This is a genomic window from Streptomyces xanthii, from assembly GCF_014621695.1.
In the GTDB taxonomy this organism is placed as follows: Bacteria; Actinomycetota; Actinomycetes; order Streptomycetales; family Streptomycetaceae; genus Streptomyces; species Streptomyces xanthii.
Window position 1 is genome coordinate 2,732,473 of the sequence record NZ_CP061281.1, and the last position, 21,874, is coordinate 2,754,346.

The window sequence follows — 21,874 nt, forward strand, 5'->3', positions numbered from 1 at the left end:
CCCGCGTCAGAACAGGCTGAGCAGGGCCTCCGTCGGGTCCACGAGCCCCGAGTCGCCGTCGGGCAGCGCCAGTTCGAACCAGACGGTCTTGCCGCGCGGGGTGCGGCGCGACCCCCAGGCCGCGCTGAGCAGACCCACGAGCTGCAGTCCGCGCCCGCCCTCGTCCGTGTCCCGGGCGCGGCGCCGGCGCGGCTGCACCAGGCCCGCGTCCCACACCTCGCACACCAGCGTGTGGTCGAGCAGCAGCCGCAGCCTGATCTCGCCCTCGCCGTACCGCAGCGCGTTGGTGACCAGCTCGCTGACCAGCAGTTCCGTCGTGTCGACGAGTGCTTCGAGACCCCAGTCGGTCAGCCGTTCCCGGGTGTACTCGCGGGCCCGGCCCACCGATTTCGGCTCGCGCGGCAGCGTCCAGTCGCCCACGTTCTCCTCGGGCAGGCCCTGGACCCGGGCCATGAGGAGCGCGATGTCGTCCTCGCCGTGGTGCGTGTCGAGGCTGCCGAGGACGTGGTCGCAGATGTCCTCCAGCTCCTCGGAGTGCGTGCGCGTGGTCCCGGCCCGGGGCGGCGCGTCGAGCGCCGCGCGGAACGAGGACAGGCCCTCGTCCAGCGGATGGTCCCGGGACTCGACGAGCCCGTCCGTGTAGAGCGCGAGCAGCGAGCCCTCGGGCAGCTCGACCTCCACCTCCTCGAACGGCTCGCCGCCGACGCCGAGCGGCATGCCCGGCGGCACGTCCAGCATCAGGGCGCCCTCGCCGGGTTCGACGAGGACCGGCGGCAGATGGCCCGCGTTGGCGAAGGTGCAGCGCCGGGTGACGGAGTCGTAGACCGCGTAGACGCAGGTGGCGAGGTACACCTCGGAGAGGTCGCCGCGCTCCGGGGCGCCGGTTCTGCGGGCCGCTCTGGTCGCCTGCTGGACGCCGCCGGGGGTGCCGAGGCCGCGGGCGATCTCGTCCAGGGCGCTGAGCACCTCGGCCGGTTCGAGATCGAGCAGGGCCAACGTGCGCACGGCCGTGCGGAGTTCACCCATGGCGACGGCGGCGCGCAGGCCGCGGCCCATGACGTCGCCGACGACCAACGCGGTGCGGTGGCCCGGCAGTTCGATGACGTCGAACCAGTCGCCGCCGACCTCCGTCGCCGCGTTGCCCGGCAGATAGCGGCAGGCGATGTCCAGGCCCGAGGCCTCCGGGTTGTCCGGCGGCAGCAGGGAACGCTGCAGTATCAGGGCGCGCTCGTGCTCCCGGCGGTACAGGCGGGCGTTGTCGATACAGACCGCGGCGCGCGCGGCCAGCTCGACCGCGACCGCCCGGTCCCGCTCGCCGAAGGGCTCGCTCCCCTTGGTCCGGGAGAACTGGACGAGGCCGACGACCGTGTCGTGCGCGACCATCGGCACCGCGAGCGTGGAGCGGACGAGGCCGCCCGGCTCGGCGGGCAACAGCTGGGGGCGCGCGGTGCGCAGGGCGTCGGCGCAGGCCGAGTTGAACGCGAAGCGGTGCACCGCGCCCACGTTCACCGGGGCCTCGCTGCCGAGGTCGAGGAAGGGGATGTCGGCGACGGCGCTCGCGGCGGCGACCCGGCGCAGCTCGGCGCTGCCGTCGGCGAGCCCGGGCGGCGCCTCGTCGCCCGCGAGCAGGCCCTGGTACAGGTCGACGGAGGCCAGGTCGCAGAAGCCGGGGACCACGATGTCGAGCAGTTCGCGCGCGGTGGTCTCCAGGTCCAGGGAGTTCCCTATGCGGGCGCCCGCCTCGTTCAGGAGCGCCAGGTTGCGGCGGGCGTGGGCGGCCTCGCGGGCGGCGGCGTGCCGGCGCGTGACGTCCGTGACGAGTCCGGCGATGCCGATGGGCCGGCCCGAACCGCTGTGCACGCGGTAGAGGTTGACCGACCAGTGGCGGCGCTCGACGGAGTCCGGCGCGGTCCCCACCAGCTGCATGTCGGTGACGGCCTCGCCGCTCTCCAGGACCCGGCGCAACGCACCCTGCACCCGCTCCGCCTCGTGCCGGGGCAGGTAGTCGTGGACGGTGCGCCCGCGGTGGTCGTCGACGTGCCCGCCGAAGACGGCGGTGAACGTGCGGTTGGCCCGCTGGACCTTGAGGTCGGTGTCGAACAGCAGGAAGCCGAAGGGAGATTGGCCGAATATGGCCTGCGAGGCGGCGAGGTCGGTCTCGATGCGCCGCAGGGTCCGTACGTCCACGACGATGCAGACCGCGGCGCGCTCGCCGGACTCGGTGAGCGTCGGCATGACGTAGACCTCGGCGAGCCCGGTGCGGGCCTCGGCGTCGGCCGCGCTCTCGTCCGCGCCGCCGCCCGGGGCGCGGAAGGGGACGACGCCCGTCCACTCCCTGCCGTCGAGGATCTCGGCCATCTTGCGGTGGCCGCGTTCGCGCAGGTCGGCGGGGACGAAGGCCTCGATGGGGTCCTTGCCGACGGCGTCCTCGGTACCGACGCCCAGGATCTGCGCGGCGCGCCGGCTCCACTGGTCGATCAGTCCGTCGGGCCCGATGGAGAAGGAGGCGACCTTTATGTAGTCGTAGATCGACCCGGGCGGGCTCGACTGCCAGACATCGGCCTGCGCGGGCTGCCCGGCACCGCCGGACTCCGGCCCGCTGCCGCCGCCGCGCGGGGCCGATCCGGCATGCCGCGCCGAGGCCGCGCCCGAGGGACCCTCGGACGCCCCGGCCTTCGCTGGTATCTCGCTCACGCGAACCGTCCCCTCCAGCTCACCGCGTCCGGCATCGGTCACCGGGGCAGCTGCCCGCAGTATCCAGCACTACGGAGCCGCGCAACACGGTGTTCACGATCACACCATGCTCCCGACGCTTTTTGGCCCGTCGGGACCGACTCTTTCCGTACCCAGGGTCCGGGTGCGCCCACACACGATGCCACGCACCGGTCGCCCGCATCCCTCTCCTGACCGATCAGGAGCGGCTCAACCCGGGAGAGTCAGTTCGAACCAGACCGTCTTTCCGGCGTCCTCGGTGCCGCCGGGCTTGGTGCCCCAGCGCCGGGCCACTCCGGCCACCAGCTGCAGGCCGCGGCCGCCCTCGTCGTCGGGTGCGGCGGTGCGGGCGCGGGGCGGGTCGGGCAGCGGGTCGGAGATCTCCACGAGCAGGGTCTCGCCGTCACCGGCGGGGCGGACGAGGCTGACCCCGATGGGGCCGGAGGCGTACCGCAGGGAGTTCGTGACCAGCTCGCTGACCAGCAGCGCCGTGACGTCCCCCAGGTCGTCCAGGCCCCAGTCCGCGAGCTGGGTACGGACCGCCCAGCGGGCCTTGCGCACGGCCGACGGATCGGCGGGGAAAGCCCACTCGGCACGGTCGCCTTCGGTGTGGAGCACGCAGACCACTTCCCTGCCCCGCGACGGATCCCGCCCGACTACAGCGGGCATACCCGGACAATCAAAAGAAACCCGAACGACTGGGAACGACTCCGGATAACTCAGACAACACGGATATACCCGAACTGTGCCGGATGCTATCGCGCCGTCACCGCTCGCGCACCGCGTCCCTCTCGGGGTCACCCGCTCCGGGGGCTTCCTCCAGGGCCGCCGCCACCGCGGGCACGTCCTGGTCCAGCCAGTCCACCGACCACACCTCGTCCGGCTCCAGCCAGCGCAGGGCGTCGTGGTCCTCCAGCGGCTCCGGCTCGCCGGACAGCAGCCGCGTGCGCCACACCCGCAGGACGTACCCCGGCTTCAGGGGCCACTCCCCCGGCACCCGCGCGACCGGCTCCGCCGCCACCCCGAGCTCCTCGCGCAGCTCGCGCACGAGCGCCCGCTCCGGGGGCTCACCCGGCTCGACCTTGCCCCCGGGAAGCTCCCAGCGGCCGGCCAGCTCGGGGGGCGCACTCCGTCGCGCGGCGAGCAGCCGGCCCGCGGAGTCGTACAGGGCGGCGGCGACCACCACCACGGGAATGTCCGTCATGGGGTGGAGCCTACGGGCGCCGCGCCCCGCTCAGTTCACCGTGCCGTTCTGCCCCGGGCCGCCCTGGCCCAGGCGCTCCACCCAGTACAGCTGCTTGTGCCCGCGCTCGTCGAGGCTGTCGGCGATGCTCTCGGCTTCCGCCCTGGTCGCGTACCGGCCGACGCGGTAGCGGTTGCCGTTGTCGTCCTGGCGGATGACCTGCCACGGCAGCGTGGTCGTGCCGTCACTCATCGCGCCCCTCCGCTCTCCGACTCCGGCTCGCATCGCGCCCCGCCCCCTAAGCATCCCGATGAGCATCCCGAGGAAACCGCATTCCGCATATGCCCGAGCGTACGCCTGACCTTCACGGAGCGGATACGGAATGGCACAAAGAGATACGCCGCAAGCCACCGACCGGCCAAGACAGGGCACACGAGCAGGGGGCGCATTCGTCAGAACGCGCCCCCTGTCCCTCAGCCGGCCCGCTGCCGGACGGCCGTCCCGCTCAGCCCGCGCGCACCGTCGGCACCGGCAGCAGCACCGGCTCCCCCGTCGGCGCCTTCGTGCACACGTCCCCGCACTCGGCGTCCAGGGAGCAGCACAGCGAGCAGATCGGTCCGGCCTGCACCGGGCAGTCCGCGATGTCGGGCAGCTCGTACGCCGTCTCGCACACCCCGCACACGTGCGTCGCCGTCACGTCCTCGACCACCGCGTCCGGGCCGTTGACCGGGTTCGGCCGCGCCAGGTAGTAGCGCCCCTTCGTCGCCCACGCGATGAGCGGGCACAGCACCAGCGCGAGGCCCGCCGCGATGAAGGTGGAGAACGCCTGCGCGTACTCCCCGAACAGCCCGAAGAACGCCACGATGGACACCGCCGACGCGATCACCATCGACCCGAAGCCGGCCGGATTCACCGCGTACAGGTACGCCCGCTTGAACTCGATGTACTTGGGGCTCCAGCCCACCCGCTTGTTGACGACGAGGTCCGCCGCGACCGCCGCGATCCACGCGATGCCCACGTTCGAGTAGAAGCCCAGCAGCTTGTTCAGGGCCGCGAACATGTTCATCTCCATCAGCGTCAGCGCGATGGCGAGGTTCAGGAAGATGTACCAGACCCGTCCCGGGTGCCGGTGCGTCACCCGGGAGAAGAAGTTCGACCACGACAGCGAGCCGCTGTACGCGTTCGTCACGTTGATCTTGATCTGCGACACGACGACGAACAGCGCCGCGACCGGCAGCGCGACCGAGCCCAGCCACGGCTTCAGCGCCTCGACCTGCGGCGCGATCGGCTCGAGCGCGTGGGTCTTGCCCACGGCCTCCAGCGCCACGAACGCGAGCAGCGCGCCACCGAGCTGCTTCGCCGCGCCGATCACCACCCAGCCCGGGCCCGCCGCCAGAACGGCCAGATTCCACCGCTTCCTGTTCGACTCGGTCTTCGCCGGCATGAAGCGCAGGTAGTCCGCCTGTTCTCCGATCTGCGCGATCAGCGACAGCGCGACGCCGGTGCCGAGCCCGAAGCCCAGCCAGTCGAAGCCGCTGCCGGCGCCCTCGGTCCCGCCGAAGTGCGTGAACGCCGAGAACGAGCCGGGCGACTCCACCGCGAGCACCACGAACGGCAGCACCAGACCGATCAGCCACACCGGCTGGGTCCACGCCTGCACCTTCGCCAGCGCTCCCATCCCCCGGAACACGATCGGGATCACGATCAGCGTCGTCAGCAAGTACCCGACCGGCAAGGGCAGTCCGGTCACCTCGTGCATCGCCTGCGCCATGATCGAGCCCTCGAGCGCGAAGAAGATGAACGTGAACGAGGCGTAGATCAGCGACGTGAGCGTGGACCCGAAATACCCGAAGCCCGCGCCCCGGGTGATGAGATCCATGTCCAGGCCGTACTTCGCACAGGCCCGGGCGATGGGTATACCGGTCAGGAAGATGATCGTCGCCGCGCACAGGATCGACGCCAGTCCGCTCGTGAACCCGTACGTGAACACGATCGACGCGCCGATCGCGAAGTCCGCGAGGTAGGCGATGCCGCCCAGCGCGGTCGAGGCGACCATCGTCGGTGACCAGCGGCGATACGCGTGCGGGGCGTAGCGCAGCGAGAAGTCCTCGCGGGACTCGTCGGCGGCCAGCCGTGCGTAGCTCCGTTTCGGGGGGCGGTCGCTGGGCTGCCCGGTCGTCTCCGGGCCTGCGGTGGGCAGAGCGGTCTCGGTCATCGGCGGCTTCCCGTTCGTCCGTCAGTCGGCGGTATACCGGCGCGGCCGGTACGCAGACGGAAGGTAGGAGCCGCGCGTGACGGCTCTGCGCCGTGCGGGATTGCCGGGCGGTTACGGGAGGGCCGACGGGGTTAACTCCCCGTCACACGGGCCGGACCGGGGCGTCCGCCTATCGGGCGCCCCTGACTACTCGGCTACTTCACGGGCAGGTGGTACGCGATCCGATAGCGGTCCGCCGGAACAACCACGTCGGCCGTCTCCACCGGTCTGCCCGACGCGTAGAACGTCCGGCTGATGACCAGCACGACGTGGCCCGGCACTCCGCCGAGCGCGCTCAACTCCTCGGCGAGACCTGGACGGGCGGCGACTTCCTCCGTCACGTTGTCCACGATCACGTCGATCGCCGCCATCCGGTCCACGACGCCGCAGCCGCCGAGCGGGCCCTCCTCCGGGAGCATCACCGGGGTGCGGCCCGTGACGGTCAGCGGCTCCCACGAGGTGGACAGCATCATCACCTCGCCCGCGTCCCGGAACACGTACTTGGTGCGCATCACCCGGTCTCCGGGGCGCAGCCCCAGGCGCTCCGCGACCGCGGCGTCGGCCTCGGCCTGCTCACTGCGGGACTCCCAGGTGCCGCGCGCCGAGGGCTCGGCCTGCTCCTGCCGGAAAGGCGTGGAACCGCTCCCCGAGCGGTAGCCGGAACGCGCGACGCTGCGCGGCACCGGGCGCTCGCGCACGTAGGTGCCCGAGCCCGAACGGCCCTCGACCAGGCCCTCCGCCATCAGGACCTTCCGTGCCTCCAGCGCCACCGTGTCCGAGACCCCGTACTCCTCGCGGATCTTGGCCTGCGACGGGAGCCGGGTGTGCGGCGGCAGCGAGCCATTGACGATCTTCTTGCGGAGATCACCCGCGACGCGCAGGTAGGCCGGCTGCTCACCGAATGTCACTGGTTTTCCCCCTCGGATCCCAATCTGATTGACAGACAGCGACAGCCTGGCAACCGTGGGTTGAGCCGTGCAAGCAAAGGCCAAAGAATCACTCGAAGTGATGACTTGAGGGTGCTCAACCCTTCACGCAGCGACTTTCTCCAGGTAGTGCATGTTTCACACATCGAATCCCGAGTCGCATGCGCGTGCGGGCGCCCGTCCGACGAGGAACCGCCGCCTAGTCTCTCCCCATGACCGCGCTGCCTGACCGCTACTGCTCCGCCGACGGGACCCGGGTGCCCGCCGCCTCGCTCGACTGGTGCTGTCCCCTGTGCCGAGGGCCGCTGGATCTCGACTACGCCCCCACTCCGGCGCCCCTCAAGTCACTGACAGGCCGGACGGGTTCGCTCTGGCGCTACGCCGAATGTCTGCCGCTGCCGACTCCGGACTGCACGCTCGGCGAGGGCCGCACTCCGGTCGTTCCGCTCTCGGACTCGATCTCGGCCAAGCTGGACTTCCTGATGCCGACGCTGTCGTTCAAGGACCGCGGGGCCGTCATGCTCGCCGCCCTCGCCGCCCGCCTGCGCCCCGAGCGGGTGATCGCCGACAGCAGCGGCAACGCGGGCACCGCCATCGCCGCGTACTGCGCCCGCGCCCGGCTGCCCTGCAGCGTCTACGTCCCCGAGGGCACGTCACCGAAGAAGCTGGAGCAGATCGGCGCGCACGGGGCCCGCCTCGAGATCGTCCCCGGGGACCGCGAGGCGACGGCGCGGGCCGCACGCGAGGCCGCGGACGAACCCGGCGTCTTCTACGCCAGCCACGTCTACAACCCGTACTTCCTGCACGGCACGAAGACGTACGTCCACGAACTCTGGGAGGACCTCGGCGGCCGCCTGCCCGACGTGCTCGTCGTCCCGGTGGGCAACGGGACCCTGCTCCTGGGCGCCGCGCTCGCCGTCCGGGAACTGCACGGCGCGGGCCTGATCGACCGCCGCCCGGCCCTCCACGCCGTACAGGCCGCAGCGGTCTCCCCCCTCGCCGACGCCTGGCGCGCCGGAGCCGACGACCTCCTCTCCATCCCCCCTCAGGCCCCGACCTTCGCCGAGGGCATCGCCATCCCGAACCCGCCCAGGGCCCGCCAGATCCTCCGGGCCGTACGGGAATCGGGCGGCGCCTTCCACACGGTCACCGAGGACCAGATCCGCCACGCCCAGCTCGACCTGGCCTCCCAGGGCCTCTACGTGGAGTCCACGGGCGTGGCCTGCTGGGCCGCAGCCCGCGAGACGATCCCCCTCGAAGGCCGCACAGCGGTGGTCCCCCTGTGCGGCGCCGGCCTGAAGACGGGCCTGGCATCCGCCTAGACACATCGGCCCGCAGACACGTACGAGACGGCAGGGACCGCACGGGGCATGTGCGCGCGCAGCACCGAGCTCAGGCTTCCCGCACCGCTACCGGCGGGCGGCGCCTCCGGGATGGCGAGCACGCACATGCCCCGTGCGGTCCCGAACCCGCCCCGACACCTGTAGGAACGACCGGAAAGCCGCCAAAAGCCCCCAGGCGGCCACCCTCCCTTCAGGCGCCCTCCGGTCACAGCTCCTGCACGTACCGCTTGGCCAGCCGCAGCGAGACACTCGGATGCCCGTCCCGCACGGCTTTGATCGCGGCGACGTCCCCCCGCTCGCGCCGCACCGTGCGGACGCGCCCCTCGTCGACCTCGCGCCGGAAGCCCTCGTAGGTCCCGTAGGTGTCCCGGAACACCTTCTGCCGCTTGCGCGTGGCGCGCTCGGCCGAGGCGACGACGGCGCCGGCCACCACGAGGAAGAGCGCCACTTCCATACTCTCCATCACGATCGTTCCCCCGTTCCCCCGCCCGAACGAGCGGGCACATGCCGATCAACCTACCGCCGCACGCAGGACGTTCGGCCGTAATCCGGTCGCGTCACCCACCAGCACAGGTGACGATGAACGGATGACCGAGGCATCCGAACGATGGACCCAGGCGACCGTCTACCCCGACATGTGGGTGGACCCGGACGACGACCCGCGCAACAGCGAGGGCCCGTCGCCCGACGGCGAACTGGCGACGCTGGACGACTTCCTGACCAACTACCGACTGACCCTCAAGATGAAGTGCGAGGGCCTGACCCCGGAGCAGCTGGCGCGCCGCTCCGTGCCGCCGTCGACGATGTCGCTGCTCGGCCTGTTGCGTCACCTGGCGGAGTGCGAGCGGGACTGGCAGAACTGGATCACGGACGGCGATCCACAGCCGAGCCTGTACGGCGAGAACGACGGGGACTTCGAGGGAGCGGTGGCGGACCGGGCAGTGGTGGACGCGGCGTACGCCGACCTGGAACGCGAGCAGGCGGCGATGGACGCGGCGCTGGCCCCGCACGCGGATCTGGGCACGCGCCTCGGCAAGCACGCAACGTCCGTACGGGAGTTGATGGTGCACCGGATCGAGGAGTACGCGCGGCACTGCGGCCACGCGGATCTGCTGCGGGAGTGCGTGGACGGCCGCGTCGGCCAGTAGGGAACCGTGATCAAGACGTTGCGCGAAGTGTGACGCCAGTCACGGCCTTCTGGTCTAGTCCTTGCTGAGCTGTCCGGATGCGCACACTGCGAAGACTCGTGATCGCGGCCGTCGTCCTCGCGGCCGTGGGGGTGGGAGCCGACCGGCTCGCCGTCCACGTCCTCGAGGGCAAGGCCGCGGACAAGCTGGCCACCTCGATCGGCCTGTCCGCCACACCGGACGTGTCCATCAAGGGTTTCCCGTTCCTCACCCAGATCGCCACGGGCGGCCTGGACGAGATCGACGCGTCGATCGACACGTACGAGGCGACGGTGCCCGGCGGCAGCACGGCCCGCCTGGACGACCTCGAACTCCGGCTGCGGGACGTGGAGTTCACGAACGGCTTCTCGGCGGCGAAGGCCCGTACGGCGACGGGCACGGCCCTGATCCCGTACGACGAGCTGCTGAAGGCGGCCGCGTCGGACCCGGGTTCGGGCGCCCGCGTCACGCGCCTGTCGGACGGTGGCGAGGGCCGGATGAAGGTGGAGGTCACCAGGGACGGCCAGACCTACGCGGTGCTGAGCCGGGTGGAGGTGACGGGCACGACGCTCCGCGTCCGCGCCGAGAACCCGCCGGAGGCGGAGGGCGTCTCGGAGGAGCAGATCCGCTCGGTGACCGACTTCGAGCAGTCGATCACCCGCCTCCCGGGCGGCATCGCGCTGCGGGACGCGACGCCGCTCCCGGAGGGCCTCCGGCTGACGGTGGGCGGCACCGACATCCCGGTGAGCGGCTGAGGAACCGTCGGGGGTCAGCCGCGCAGCAGGGGGAAGCCGAGCCGCTCGCTCAGTTCGCCGACCCCCGCTCCCCAGGTCTCGCGGACGAGGACGCCGCCGTCGGGCCGGCCCACCTCGAAGACGCCGTGGTCGGTGTAGACGCGGTCGACGCAGCGGACGCCGGTGAGCGGGTAGGTGCAGTCGGGGACGAGCTTCGGGGTGCCGTCCTTGCCGAAGAGGGCCATCATCACGAAGACCTGCTTGGCGCCGATCGCGAGGTCCATGGCGCCGCCGACGGCGGGGATCGCCCCGGGCTTCCCGGTGTGCCAGTTGGCCAGGTCGCCGTTGACGGCGACCTGGTAGGCGCCGAGGACGCAGACGTCGAGGTGGCCGCCGCGCATCATGGCGAAGGAGTCGGCGTGGTGGAAGTAGGAGGCGCCGGGCAGGGCGGTGACCGGGACCTTGCCCGCGTTGGTGAGGTCGGGGTCGATGTCGTCGCCGCGGGCGGCGGGGCCCATGCCGAGCATGCCGTTCTCGGTGTGCAGGACGATGCCGCGCTCGGGTGGCAGATGGTCGCCGATCTTCGTGGGCTGTCCGATGCCGAGGTTGACGAAGGCGCCCTCGGGGATGTCGCGGCCGATGACGGCGGCGAGTTCGGTCATGGACAGCGGACCGCGGTCGGTGTGTTCGGTGGTCATCGTGCCCCCTGGACGGTGTGGCGCTGCGCTTCGACCTGGACGACCCGGTCGACGTAGATGGAGGGCGTGACGACGGCCTCGGGGTCGAGGACGCCGGTGTCGACGACCTCGTCGACCTGGACGATCGTGGTGGTGGCCGCGGTGGCCATGATCGGCCCGAAGTTGCGTGCCGTCTTGCTGTAGACGAGGTTGCCGAGCCGGTCGGAGCGGTGGGCGGCGATGAGCGCGTAGTCGCCCTTGATCGGGTGTTCGAGGAGGTACTCGCGCCCGTCGATGGTGCGGGTCTCCCGGCCCTCGGCGAGGGGCGTGCCGACGGCGGTCGGGCAGTAGAAGGCGCCGATGCCGGCTCCGGCCGCGCGCATGCGTTCGGCGAGGTTGCCCTGCGGGACCACTTCGAGTTCGAGCCGGCCGGAGAGGTAGAGCTCGTCGAAGACGTACGAGTCGACCTGGCGGGGGAAGGAGCAGACGACCTTGCGGACGCGGCCGGCCTTGAGGAGGGCGGCGAGGCCGACGTCGCCGTTGCCGGCGTTGTTGGCGACGACGGTGAGGTCGCGGGCCCCCTGCCGGATGAGGGCGTCGATGAGTGCGAACGGCATGCCGGCGAGGCCGAATCCGCCGACGAGGACGGTGGATCCGTCCTCGATGCCGGCGACGGCCGCGTCGGTGGTGTCGAGCAGTCGGGTGCGGCTCATCGTGCGGCCTCCGGGTTCTCCAGGACGACGGCGAGGGCCTGGCCCACGCCGATGCAGAGGGCGGCGACGCCCCAGCGTTCGCGGGACTCGCGCAGGACGGCGGCGAGGGTGCCGACGAGGCGGCCGCCGGAAGCGCCGAGCGGGTGCCCGAGGGCGATGGCGCCGCCGCGCCGGTTGACGATCTCCGGGTCGATCTTCCAGGCGTCGACGCAGGCCAGGGACTGGACGGCGAAGGCCTCGTTGAGTTCGACGGCGCCGACGTCGGACCAGCCGATGCCGGCGCGGGCGAGCGCGGCTTCGGCCGCGGCGACGGGCGCGAAGCCGAAGGACTGCGGTTCGAGGGCGTGGGCGGCGCGTCCGGCGATCCGGGCGAGCGGGGCGGAGCCGAGGGTGTCGGCGGCGGCCTCGGAGCCGAGGAGGACGGCGGAGGCGCCGTCGCTGAGCGGGGAGGCGTTGCCGGCGGTGATGGTGCCGTCGTCGCGGAAGACGGGGCGCAGTCCGGCGAGCTGGTCGGGGGTGCTGCCGGGGCGGATGCCTTCGTCGCGGGTGAGGTCGGTGCCGTCGACGGGGGCGACGAGGTCGTCGTAGAACCCGTCCTCCCATGCCTGGTGGGAGAGTTGGTGCGACCGGGCCGCGAACGCGTCCTGGCGTGCGCGGGAGATGCCGAAGCGTTCCTGGAGCTGTTCGTTGGCCTCGCCGAGGCTGACGGTCCACTCCTTCGGCATCCTGGGGTTGACCAGGCGCCAGCCGAGGGTGGTGGACACTGCGGCGGTGTCGCCGGCGGGGAAGGCGCGGTCGGGCTTGGGCAGGACCCAGGGGGCGCGGGTCATGGACTCGACGCCGCCGGTGAGGACGAGGTCGGCGTCGCCGGTCTCGACGGTGCGGGAGCCGGCCATGACGGCGTCGAGGCTGGAGCCGCAGAGCCGGTTGACGGTGGTCGCGGGGACGCCGACGGGGAGGCCCGCGAGGAGGGCGGCCATGCGTCCGACGTTGCGGTTGTCCTCGCCGGCCCCGTTGGCGTTGCCCCAGACGATGTCGCCGAGGGCGGCGGGGTCGAGGCCGGGGGTGCGGGCGAGGAGAGCGGAGATCGCGGCCGCGCCGAGGTCGTCGGGACGGATGCCGGCGAGGCCGCCGTTGAAGCGGCCGAAGGGGGTGCGGACGGCCGCGTAGACGTAGGAGTTCATCGGGGGTCCCGCTCTCGGGTCGGCCAGCCGGTGTAGCACTCGGCGAGGTAGGTGGAGCCCGCGTCCGAGCCGGTGACGCAGGAGAGTTCGCCGACCTGGCGGCGGAGGTCGAAGTCACTGGCGCCGGGCAGCCGGTGGAGCATGGTGGTCATCCAGTACGAGAAGTGCTGGGCCTTCCACACGCGTTGGAGGGCGCGCTCGGCGTACTGGTCGAGGGCGTCCTCGGCGCCGTGGCGCAGGTGCCGCTCCAGTTGCTCGGCGAGGACGCGGACGTCGGCGAGGGCGAGGTTGAGGCCCTTGGCGCCGGTGGGCGGGACGGTGTGGGCGGCGTCGCCGGCGAGGACGAGGTTGCCGTGGCGCAGGGGTTCCTGGACGAAGCTGCGGAAGGGCAGGACCACCTTGGAGGTGATCGGGCCTTCCTTGAGCGTGTAGCCGTTGGGGCCGACGCGCTGCTGGAGCTCCGCCCAGATCCGGTCCTCGGACCAGTCGTCGACGTTCTCGGCGGGGTCGCACTGGAAGTACATCCGCTGGAGCGTCTCGGTGCGCTGACTGATGAGGGCGAAGCCGCGCTCGGAGTGGTTGTAGATGAGTTCCTCGCTGGAGGGCGGGGCCTCGCAGAGGATGCCGAACCAGGCGAAGGGGTACTCGCGGAAGTACTGGCGGCGCCCCTCCTCGGGGAACGCGTGGCGGCAGATGCCGCGCGAGCCGTCGGAGCCGACGAGGATCCGCGCGGAGATCTCGTGCCGGGCGCCGTCGGCGTCGGTGAACCGCACGAGCGGGCGGTCGCCGGTGATGTCGTCGACGCTGACGTCGCTGACGCCGAACCGGACGTCGCCGCCGTCGCGTTCGCGGGCGTCGGCGAGGTCGATGAAGACGTCGGTCTGCGGGTAGAGCTGGACGGTGGCGCCGGTCAGCGCCTCGAAGTCGACGCGGTGGCCGCCGCCGCCGAAGGCGAGGTCGATGCCGGCGTGCCGGGAGCCCTCGCGCAGGACGCGGTCGCCGACGCCCGTGTCGACGAGCATCCGGACGCTGTCCTGTTCCAGGATGCCCGCGCGGTGGGTCTCCTCGATCTCGCGGCGGCTGCGGATGTCGATCGCGACGGAGTCGATGCCGGCCCGCTGGAGCAGGTGGGCGAGCATCAGCCCGGCGGGTCCGGCGCCGACGACGGCGACCTCGGTGGTGCTGCGGTTCATCACTGCTCCTGCTGATCGAGGTCGTCGAGGACCTGCTGGGCGACGGCGAAGCCGTGGTTGGCGGCGGGGACGCCGCAGTAGATCGCCGACTGGAGGATCACTTCGGCGATCTCGTCGTCGGTCAGGCCGTTGGTGCGGGCGGCGCGGACGTGCATCGCGAACTCGCCCCAGTGCCCGAGGGCGAGCATCGCGGTGAGCACGGCGACGGATCGGGACCTGCGGTCGAGTCCGGGCCGCGCCCAGACGCTGCCCCAGGCGTAGCTGGTGATCAGCTCCTGGAAGGGCTGGGTGAAGGGGGTCTTGGCGGCTTCGGCGCGGTCGACGTGCGGATCGCCGAGGACCTCCCGGCGGATCTTCATGCCGTCGGCGTACGGGTTGTTCATCGCTGCTCCCGGGTCGGACGGGTCGTCAGGAGGTGGGCCGTGGCGGCCGGGTCCTCGGCGGGCGGCAGGTGGGCGACGCCGGCGAGGACGATGTCGACCTGGTCCGGGGTGACGACGGTGTCGTGGGCGCCGCCGGCCACGAGGGGCGGCACCTTCGCGGAGGTGAGCCGGTCGCGGACGTCGTAGCCGGCGAGTGCCTCGCACGCGAGGGCGTACGAGGTGTCGTCGACGTGCTGGAGCGCGTGCAGCAGTCCGCTTCCGGTGGCGGGGTCGCGGGCGAGGAAGCCGGGGGCGAACCAGCGGGTGGCGGAGCCCTCCACCAGGGCGGCGGTGCCGGCGCGGCGGACGAGCGCGGCGCGCTCCCGCCAGCCTTCGGGCGTGCCGATCCTCGGTGCGGAGGCGAGGGTGACGATCGTGTCGAAGGGGCCGGGGTCGAGGGCGAGGGTGAAGCCGACGGCGCCGCCGAGGGAGACTCCGGCGTAGGCGGCGCGGCGTCCGGCGGCGAGTTCGGCGCTGCGGGTGCGGACGGCTGTGGCGAGGTCGTCGACGGTGAAGGCGTGGGTGGCGGCGGGGCTCGCGCCGTGGCCGGGGAGGTCCCAGCCGACGACCTGCCAGTTCGGCGGCAGGAGCGCGGCGCAGTCGGACCAGAGGCCGGCGACGCCGGTGCCGAGCGAGGGCCCCACGACCAACAGGTGTGCGGCGTCGTCGTCGCCGGCGAGCTGGGTGAGGACGAGGGTCGGTTCAGTCACGCTGTGCCTCCCAGGCCGCGACGGCGGCGTCCACGAGGGCGCCGGCCTCTCCGAGGTAGCCGCGCACGCCGGGCGCGGTGGGGCGGTATTGGTCGGCGGGGCCGTCCGGTTCGGCGGGACCGCCCAGTTCACGGGAGGCGCCACCCTCGGCAGGGCCGTCCTGCTCGGCGGGGCCGTCTTGCTCGGCAGGTCCGCTCGGTTCGCGGGAGACACCGCGCTCGGCAGCGCCGTCCTGCTCCGAGGGACCACCCGGCTCACGGGAACCGCCACGTTCGGCAAGGCCACCTGGCTCACGGGAGACGCCGCGTTCGGCGAGCAGGTCGGGCGCGGCGTGTTCGGCGCGGCGGGCCATGGCGCCGGTGTCGACGCGTAGTCCCGCGACGAGTTCGGCGGCCTGTCCGCCCGCGGTGACGGCGAGTTCGAGGAGCCGGGCGAGGGCCGGCCACTCGGCGTGCCAGGCTCCGTCGGGGCGTTCGTCGACGGCGCCGGCGGCGCAGTGGTGGAGCTGGGCGGCGAGGCCGGGCGCCTGCTGGGCGGCGGCGTGGACGAGCACGGACAGGACGGGGTTCCGCTTGTGCGGCATCGTCGAGGAGCCGCCGCGTCCGGGGGCGCCCGTCTCGCGGACCTCGGCGGTCTCGGGCCGTCCGAGCAGGAGTACGTCGGCGGCGAGGACGCCGAGCGCGTCGGTGGCGGTGGCCAGCGCGTCGCCGATCGCGGTGACCGGGGTGCGCCGGGTGTGCCAGGGCAGGCCGGCGGGGGCGAGGCCGAGCGCGCCGGCGAACGCGGCGGGCGCGGCGGCGGCTCCCGGCCCGGCGAGGTGGGTGAGCAGGGCGCGGGTGCCCGCGGCGCCGCCGTACTGGACGGGGAACCGGAGCGCGTCGAGGCGGGTGACGGCCTCGGCGACCCCGGCGAGCCACTGGGCCGCGCGCAGCCCGAAGGTGGTCGGGACGGCCCATTGGGTGAGGGTCCGGGCGACGGCGACGTCGTCGCGGTGCGTGCGGGCGAGCGCGGCGATCCGGTCGCCGGTGGCGACGAGGTCGGCGCGGAGCCGGGCGACCGCGTCGCGGGCCAGCAGCATCAGGGCGGTGTCGAGGACGTCCTGGCTGGTGAGGCCGCGGTGGACGGCGCCCGAGGCGTCGCCCGCGGCGGCCCGGAGCCGCTTGACGAGGGGGACGACGGGGTTGCCGGCGGCCTCGGCGTCGGCGGCCAGGGCGCCGGGGTCGGGTTCGAGGGCGGCCGCGGCCTGCGCGACGCGCTCGGCCTCGCGGTCCGTGGCGGTCCCGGCGGCGACGAGTGCCCGGGCCCAGGCCGCCTCGACGCGCAGCAGCGCGGCGACCACGGCCGCGTCGTCGGCGACGCCCGCCGCGCGGTGCGCCCCGGGGCGGAGCAGGGCGCTCATGCCGCGTGCCGCGGGTAGTGCAGGAAGACCGTCTCGTGGGCGCCCTGCAGGTGGATGTCGAAGCGGAGGTGGCCGTCCTCGTCGCGTACGGCCCGGAGGGTCGACCGGTCGGCCTCGGGGAGGCCCGCGAGGAACGTGTCGCTCTCGCCGGGCAGGTAGGCGCGGGTGAAGAGGCGGTCGAGGAGGCCGCGCGCGAAGACGGTGACGGCGAAGAAGACGGCGCCTCCGTCGGTCCGCGTGGGTTCGACGGTGGTGAACGCGTAGCGGCCGCCGGGGTCGGTGGCCGCGCGGCCCCAGCCGGTGAAGCGGCCGTCGCGGTGCAGGGAGCCCTCGACGCGGGGCGTGCGGCCCTGGGGGTCGGCCTGCCGGATCTCGATCAGCGCGTCGGGGACGGGGGTGCCGTCGCCGTCGTACACGGTGCCGTACAGCCGGATCGCGCCGGCCGAGCCCGGCGGGACGAGCGTGCTGCCGCCCTCGTACGGAAGGGCGTAGTGGAAGAAGGGCCCGACGGTCTGGCCGGGGGTGGGAGCGAGGGCCTCACTCATGGTCGTCACGCTCCAGGAGGGTCGCGTGGGTGCCGGTCAGCACGATGTCCCAGCGGTAACCGGTGGCCCACTCGTGGGTGGTCAGGTCGTGGTCGTAGGCCGCGACCATCCGGTCGCGCGCGGCCGGGTCGGTGACGGACTGGTAGATCGGGTCGAGCGCGAACAGCGGGTCGCCCGGGAAGTACATCTGGGTGACGAGCCGCTGGGTGAACTCCGTGCCGAACAGCGAGAAGTGGATGTGGGCGGGGCGCCAGGCGTTGTGGTGGTTGCGCCACGGGTACGGGCCCGGCTTGATCGTGGTGAAGCGGTAGTTCCCGTCGTCGTCGGTGAGGCAGCGGCCGACGCCCGTGAAGTTCGGGTCGATCGGCGCGGGGTGCTGGTCGCGCTTGTGGATGTAGCGCCCGGCGGCGTTGGCCTGCCAGATCTCGACGAGCTGGCGGCGCACGGGGCGTCCGTCGCCGTCGAGGACCCGGCCGGTGAGCAGCATGCGTTCGCCGATCGGTTCGCCGCCGTGCTGGATGGTGAGGTCGGCCTCGACGGCGTTGACGTCGGAGTGCCCGAAGACCGGGGCCACGAGCTCGATGCCCTCGGGGTCGACGTGGCGCGGGTCCTTGGTGGGATGGCGCAGCAGCGAGCTGCGGTAGGGCGCGAAGTCGAGCCGCGGCTGGGCGGATCCGGGGCCGGTCGCGGCGTGGGACGCGGCGATCTCCGCCGTGATCCGCTCCTGCGGAACCGGCTCGGGAGCTGCGGTGCTGGTGGTCGTCGTCACAGCGCTCACGCTAGGCACGGGGCGGTTCGGCCGCGACGATGCCTTTTCACTGAGTGAAAACGAGAGATGATGAGAGGCAGGACGGGCCGAGGCAGGACGGGCAGGGGCCGAGGCAGGACGGGGCGAGGCGAGGCAGGTCGAGGCATGGCAGGGAACAGCCGGCAGCCGGGCGCCAGCGTGACGGGCCGCGCGCTGTCGATCCTGGGCGCGTTCGACGAGAAGCACCGGTCGTTGTCGCTGAGCGATCTCGCGGCCCGCGCGGACCTGCCGCTGGCCACGACGCACCGGCTGGTGGCCGAGCTGGTCCAGTGGGGCGCGCTGGAGCGCCGGTCCTCAGGCGAGTACGTCATCGGCCGGCGCATGTGGGACCTCGGCCATCTGTCGTCGGCGGAGACGGGGCTGCGCCAGGTCGCCGAGCCGTTCCTGCACGACCTGTACGGGGCGACCCTGGCGACGGTGCATCTGGCGGTCCGCGAGGGCATGGACGTGGTCTACCTCGACCGGCTGCGCGGGAACCGCTCGGTGCCGGTCGTGAGCAAGGTCGGCTCCCATCTGCCGCTGTACGCCACGGGGGTGGGCAAGGTCCTCCTCGCGTACGCGCCGCCCGAGATCCAGCGCACGGTACTGAGGGAACTCGCCCCGATCACCCGCCACACGATCGTCCAGCCGGGGGTGCTGCGCCGTCAGCTGCGCCAGGTCCTCGACCGGGGCTACGCCGTCACGAACGAGGAGATGAGCCTCGGGGCGTGCTCCATTGCGGTGCCGATCCGGCACGACGAGGAGGTGGTCGCGGCGCTCGGGGTGGTGGTCGCTTCGCTCAAGGGGAGCGAGCAACGGCTGTACGGGGCGCTCAGGGTGGCCGCGCAGTCGATCGGCCGGCGCCTCTGACCGGCCCCTCGGAAGAAAGTCGGTGCAGCCTTCCGCTGGACGGAAGCTGTGGTGCCGGTCACAGGAGACCCGGGTCTTCAATCGCTCCATACCCACGTCCCCTCCCCCGTTCGTTCCACAGTCCGCTCAACTGTTGGAGTCCCCTGTGCCCACTCCCCTGACCTCGTCATCCCCGTCGTCATCGCCGGCCTCATCGTCAACCGTCCCCGCGACCGACCACCCCAGGAGCCTGTGGCCGGTGGTGCTCTGCTGGCTGGCCGTCGCTCTGGAGGGCTACGACCTCGTCGTGCTCGGCGCGGTCATCCCGACCCTGGTCCGCACCCACGCGCTCGGGTTCACCGAGGCGTCGGCGACCTCGGCCGCCACGATCGGACTGGTCGGGGTCGGTATCGGCGCGGTGGCCATAGGCCCGCTGGCCGACCGCTTCGGCCGCCGTACGACGCTGATCGGCAGCATCGCCCTGTTCTCCGTGCTGACTCTGGCGATGGCGGCCGCGCCGAACTCCACGCTCTTCATCGCCCTGCGCTTCCTCGCGGGCCTCGGCCTGGGCGCCTGCCTGCCGACGGCACTGGCCTTCATGAGCGAGCACGCCCGCGCGGGCCGCTCGGGCACCGCGATGACGCGGATGATGACGGGCTATCACGCGGGCGCCGTGCTCACCGCGCTGCTGGCCCTCTATCTGATACCGCATCTGGGCTGGCGCTCGATGTTCGTGATCGGCGGCATCGCCGGGCTGCTGACGGTGCCGGTGATGTGGGCGAAGCTGCCGGAGTCCCGGACGTACACGGAGACCGTGGCGACGGAGCGGGTCCGCCCCTCGGAGGTCGTCCGCGGCCGTCTGCTCCGGGTCAGCCTGGGCCTGTGGGCGGCATCGTTCTGCGGCCTGCTCCTCGTCTACGGCCTGAACACGTGGCTGCCGACCATCATGGGCGCGGCCGGCTACTCCCTCGACGCCGGACTCGGCCTGCTCCTCACCCTGAACGTGGGCGCGGTGCTCGGGCTCGTCCTCGCGGGCCGCATCTCCGACGCCCGGGGCACGAAGCCGACGGTCCTCGCCTGGTTCGGCGTCGCCGCGGTGATGCTGGCCCTCCTGTCCATCCGGATGGAGAACACGCTGCTGGTATACGGCGCGGTCCTGGCCGCCGGAATCTTCGTGTTCAGCGCGCAGGTCCTGGTCTACGCGTTCGTGAGCCAGCTCTACCCGGCCCGCATCCGCGGCACGGCGCTCGGCATGTCCGCCGGCGTGGGCCGCTTCGGCGCGATCGCGGGCCCCTTCCTGGGCGGCGCCCTCCTCACCGCGGGCATCGCCTACCCCTGGGGCTTCTACGCCTTCGCCGCGGCGGCCCTGATCGCCCTCCTGGCCCTCCTGACAGTCCCGTCGAAACCGCAACCGGCACCTGAGGCGTAGCCCACGAAATGCGTGGCACCGGGGGCGGCGGATCGACAAGACTGCGCGGGTGAGCCGCCGCCCCTGCCCCTCGCCCCCGGAGACGTGACCCATGCCCGCTCAGCACCCTCGCGAGATCGGCTTCGGGCACGTCATCGAGCGGTATGTGACGCCGAAGGACACGGGGCGGGCCAGGTACTTCGATCTGAACAGCGGGCGGATCCTGCGGCCCGGGTGGCCGCACGCCGAGGTGTTCGCGCGGCGGATGGCCGAGGACGCCGCCGTGGTGACCGACGCCGAGCTGTCGGCGCTGCTCGGATACGAGTGGCGCTCACGGGTCACCGGGGCGAACCTGATCGGGGTCGGCCGCCGCACGTCGTTCCGCGAGCAGCTGCGCGAGCTCCTGCTGGCCAGCGACTTCTGCTTCGCCGGCAGCGCCTACTGCTTCGCCCTGGCCCGCTTCGGCACCGCCGCCGACGCCGAGATCCTCACCGCGTACCTGGACCGCTACCTCCCCCGCACCGACCTCCGCTACGACCAGCCGGCGGCCCTCGGCGCCCTGGTCCACCTCGACACCCTCCTCGGCACGGACCACGCGACCCGCTTCACCGAACCGGACGGCGGCCTGTGGAAGCAGTGGGTCGACGCCCTGGTGCACCTGCGCGACCATCCCGCGTACACCCCGGAGGAGCAGGGGCGTTACATGGGCCTGCGCTGCGCGTTCTACGACGGCGCGACCGCGCCGTGAAGACTCCGGAGAGGACAGGGAAAGCACTGTGACGGTTCGAACCATCGGCATCATCGGAGTGGGCGAGATCGGCCGGGCCCTCGTGGAGGGGCTGTGCGGCGCGGAGGGACCGGCGTCGGCGCTGTTCCTCTCACCGCGGGGTGCCCGCACCGCCGCCGCGCTCGCCGACCGGTTCGAGGACGTCCACGTCTGCGCGGACAACCAACAGGTCGTGGACAGCGCCGAGTTGGTGATGATCGCCGTACGCCGCCAGGACCGGCACGAGGCGCTGGCGGGCCTGCGGGTGGACGGCACGAAGGTGGTCGTCAACGTGATGGCCGGGGTCCCGAACGACGAGCTGCGCGCCCTGCTCGCCACCGACGCTCCGCTGGTGCGCGCCATCCCGCTGCCGGCCGTACGGGAGCGCCGCGCCGTCACCGTGACCTACCCCGCGCATCCGGCCGTCGACGCCCTCTTCGAGCAGCTCGGCGGCGCGCTTCCGGTCGCGGACGAGGCGGCCTTCGACGTCTTCTCCGCACTGACGGGGACGCTGACCGCCCACTACGCGTACCTCACGGCGATCGCCTCCTGGGCCGCCGGCCACGGCATCCCCGCCGCCGACGCGGAGCGCTACGTGCGGGGCCTCTTCGAGAACGTGGGCCGCACCCTGGGTGACGGCACCCGTTCCCTGCGGGACCTCGCCGCCGACCACGAAACTCCGAAGGGCAACAACGAACGCATCCGCACCACGTGGTTCGACCAGGCGAACACCACCGCCCTGACCGGCGCACTGGACGGCCTCCTCGCCGTGCTGCGCCAGGGCCCGGCCACGTCCCGGGAACGCACCGGGCCCGGCTCCGTGGAGGAGCCGGGCCCGGTGTGAGTGCGTACGGTGACGACCGCTGATCAGACGTTGAAGCGGAATCCGTAGTGCAGAGCTCC

The 21,874-nt window shown here is 72.7% G+C and carries 23 protein-coding genes; 7 read left to right on the forward strand and 16 right to left on the reverse strand.

The window, feature by feature from the left end; all coding sequences use genetic code 11:
- Positions 1-6: 6 nt before the first annotated feature.
- From IAG42_RS12275 to IAG42_RS12300, 6 genes are all read right to left on the reverse strand, one after another.
- The gene (locus IAG42_RS12275) at positions 7-2,694 is read right to left on the reverse strand and encodes a SpoIIE family protein phosphatase (protein ID WP_188337060.1); all 2,688 of its coding nucleotides are present in this window, start codon (positions 2,692-2,694) and stop codon (positions 7-9) included.
- Positions 2,695-2,922: 228 nt separating this feature from the next.
- Positions 2,923-3,381, reverse strand: a complete 459-nt coding sequence (locus IAG42_RS12280) for an ATP-binding protein (RefSeq protein ID WP_188337061.1) — start codon at positions 3,379-3,381, stop codon at positions 2,923-2,925.
- Positions 3,382-3,478: 97 nt separating this feature from the next.
- Complete coding sequence (locus IAG42_RS12285; protein ID WP_188337062.1) at positions 3,479-3,916, reverse strand: (deoxy)nucleoside triphosphate pyrophosphohydrolase; 438 nt, start codon at positions 3,914-3,916, stop codon at positions 3,479-3,481.
- A 30-nt stretch (positions 3,917-3,946) separates the two neighbouring features.
- Positions 3,947-4,147, reverse strand: coding sequence for an SPOR domain-containing protein (locus tag IAG42_RS12290; protein WP_188337063.1), 201 nt, complete (start codon positions 4,145-4,147; stop codon positions 3,947-3,949).
- Positions 4,148-4,400: 253 nt separating this feature from the next.
- A complete protein-coding gene (locus tag IAG42_RS12295; protein ID WP_188337064.1) occupies positions 4,401-6,110 on the reverse strand; it encodes a purine-cytosine permease family protein in 1,710 nt (569 codons plus the stop codon).
- Between the two features lie 194 nt (positions 6,111-6,304).
- Positions 6,305-7,057: a GntR family transcriptional regulator gene (locus IAG42_RS12300; RefSeq protein WP_188337065.1), complete on the reverse strand. Its 753-nt coding sequence runs from the start codon at positions 7,055-7,057 to the stop codon at positions 6,305-6,307.
- 230 nt (positions 7,058-7,287) lie between these two features.
- Between IAG42_RS12300 and IAG42_RS12305 the strand changes: the two genes are divergently transcribed.
- On the forward strand, positions 7,288-8,397 hold the full coding sequence (locus IAG42_RS12305) for a threonine synthase (RefSeq protein WP_188337066.1): 1,110 nt from the start codon (positions 7,288-7,290) through the stop codon (positions 8,395-8,397).
- 226 nt (positions 8,398-8,623) lie between these two features.
- Here the strand turns inward: IAG42_RS12305 and IAG42_RS12310 are convergent, their stop codons facing one another.
- Positions 8,624-8,881: a hypothetical protein gene (locus tag IAG42_RS12310; protein WP_188337067.1), complete on the reverse strand. Its 258-nt coding sequence runs from the start codon at positions 8,879-8,881 to the stop codon at positions 8,624-8,626.
- Positions 8,882-9,005: 124 nt separating this feature from the next.
- Between IAG42_RS12310 and IAG42_RS12315 the strand changes: the two genes are divergently transcribed.
- Both IAG42_RS12315 and IAG42_RS12320 read left to right on the forward strand, forming a co-directional pair.
- Positions 9,006-9,566 (forward strand): DinB family protein, encoded by a 561-nt coding sequence (locus IAG42_RS12315; RefSeq protein WP_188337068.1) that lies wholly within the window; start codon positions 9,006-9,008, stop codon positions 9,564-9,566.
- 77 nt (positions 9,567-9,643) lie between these two features.
- A complete protein-coding gene (locus IAG42_RS12320; RefSeq protein ID WP_188337069.1) occupies positions 9,644-10,339 on the forward strand; it encodes an LmeA family phospholipid-binding protein in 696 nt (231 codons plus the stop codon).
- A gap of 14 nt (positions 10,340-10,353) precedes the next feature.
- Here the strand turns inward: IAG42_RS12320 and IAG42_RS12325 are convergent, their stop codons facing one another.
- From IAG42_RS12325 to pcaH, 9 genes are read right to left on the reverse strand one after another with little or no spacing between them, the layout of a single operon-like run.
- Positions 10,354-11,016: a 3-oxoacid CoA-transferase subunit B gene (locus tag IAG42_RS12325; protein WP_188337070.1), complete on the reverse strand. Its 663-nt coding sequence runs from the start codon at positions 11,014-11,016 to the stop codon at positions 10,354-10,356.
- A complete protein-coding gene (locus IAG42_RS12330) occupies positions 11,013-11,708 on the reverse strand; it encodes a 3-oxoacid CoA-transferase subunit A (RefSeq protein ID WP_188337071.1) in 696 nt (231 codons plus the stop codon). Before IAG42_RS12330 ends, IAG42_RS12325 begins: the two co-directional genes overlap by 4 nt.
- Positions 11,705-12,892, reverse strand: coding sequence for a thiolase family protein (locus IAG42_RS12335; RefSeq protein WP_188337072.1), 1,188 nt, complete (start codon positions 12,890-12,892; stop codon positions 11,705-11,707). Before IAG42_RS12335 ends, IAG42_RS12330 begins: the two co-directional genes overlap by 4 nt.
- Complete coding sequence (locus IAG42_RS12340; RefSeq protein WP_188337073.1) at positions 12,889-14,085, reverse strand: 4-hydroxybenzoate 3-monooxygenase; 1,197 nt, start codon at positions 14,083-14,085, stop codon at positions 12,889-12,891. The genes IAG42_RS12335 and IAG42_RS12340 overlap by 4 nt, the downstream gene beginning before the upstream one ends.
- Positions 14,085-14,468, reverse strand: a complete 384-nt coding sequence (pcaC, locus tag IAG42_RS12345; protein WP_188337074.1) for a 4-carboxymuconolactone decarboxylase — start codon at positions 14,466-14,468, stop codon at positions 14,085-14,087. The genes IAG42_RS12340 and pcaC overlap by 1 nt, the downstream gene beginning before the upstream one ends.
- Complete coding sequence (locus tag IAG42_RS12350; protein WP_188337075.1) at positions 14,465-15,217, reverse strand: alpha/beta fold hydrolase; 753 nt, start codon at positions 15,215-15,217, stop codon at positions 14,465-14,467. Before IAG42_RS12350 ends, pcaC begins: the two co-directional genes overlap by 4 nt.
- Positions 15,210-16,616 (reverse strand): lyase family protein, encoded by a 1,407-nt coding sequence (locus IAG42_RS12355; protein ID WP_188337076.1) that lies wholly within the window; start codon positions 16,614-16,616, stop codon positions 15,210-15,212. The genes IAG42_RS12350 and IAG42_RS12355 overlap by 8 nt, the downstream gene beginning before the upstream one ends.
- Entirely contained in the window at positions 16,613-17,161 is a 549-nt protein-coding gene (gene pcaG, locus IAG42_RS12360) for a protocatechuate 3,4-dioxygenase subunit alpha (protein WP_188341329.1), read from the reverse strand. The genes IAG42_RS12355 and pcaG overlap by 4 nt, the downstream gene beginning before the upstream one ends.
- Entirely contained in the window at positions 17,154-17,930 is a 777-nt protein-coding gene (pcaH, locus tag IAG42_RS12365) for a protocatechuate 3,4-dioxygenase subunit beta (protein ID WP_384623532.1), read from the reverse strand. Before pcaH ends, pcaG begins: the two co-directional genes overlap by 8 nt.
- A gap of 144 nt (positions 17,931-18,074) precedes the next feature.
- Here pcaH and IAG42_RS12370 point away from each other — a divergent pair, with 144 nt between their 5' ends.
- The 4 genes from IAG42_RS12370 to IAG42_RS12385 all read left to right on the forward strand — a co-directional run bounded on the left by IAG42_RS12370 (position 18,075) and on the right by IAG42_RS12385 (position 21,815).
- The gene (locus IAG42_RS12370; protein WP_188337078.1) at positions 18,075-18,818 is read left to right on the forward strand and encodes an IclR family transcriptional regulator; all 744 of its coding nucleotides are present in this window, start codon (positions 18,075-18,077) and stop codon (positions 18,816-18,818) included.
- Positions 18,819-19,056: 238 nt separating this feature from the next.
- On the forward strand, positions 19,057-20,226 hold the full coding sequence (locus IAG42_RS12375; protein ID WP_223205956.1) for an MFS transporter: 1,170 nt from the start codon (positions 19,057-19,059) through the stop codon (positions 20,224-20,226).
- A 91-nt stretch (positions 20,227-20,317) separates the two neighbouring features.
- Entirely contained in the window at positions 20,318-20,953 is a 636-nt protein-coding gene (locus tag IAG42_RS12380) for a DUF6000 family protein (protein WP_188337079.1), read from the forward strand.
- A gap of 28 nt (positions 20,954-20,981) precedes the next feature.
- Entirely contained in the window at positions 20,982-21,815 is an 834-nt protein-coding gene (locus IAG42_RS12385) for an NAD(P)-binding domain-containing protein (protein WP_223205957.1), read from the forward strand.
- Positions 21,816-21,874: the final 59 nt, after the last annotated feature.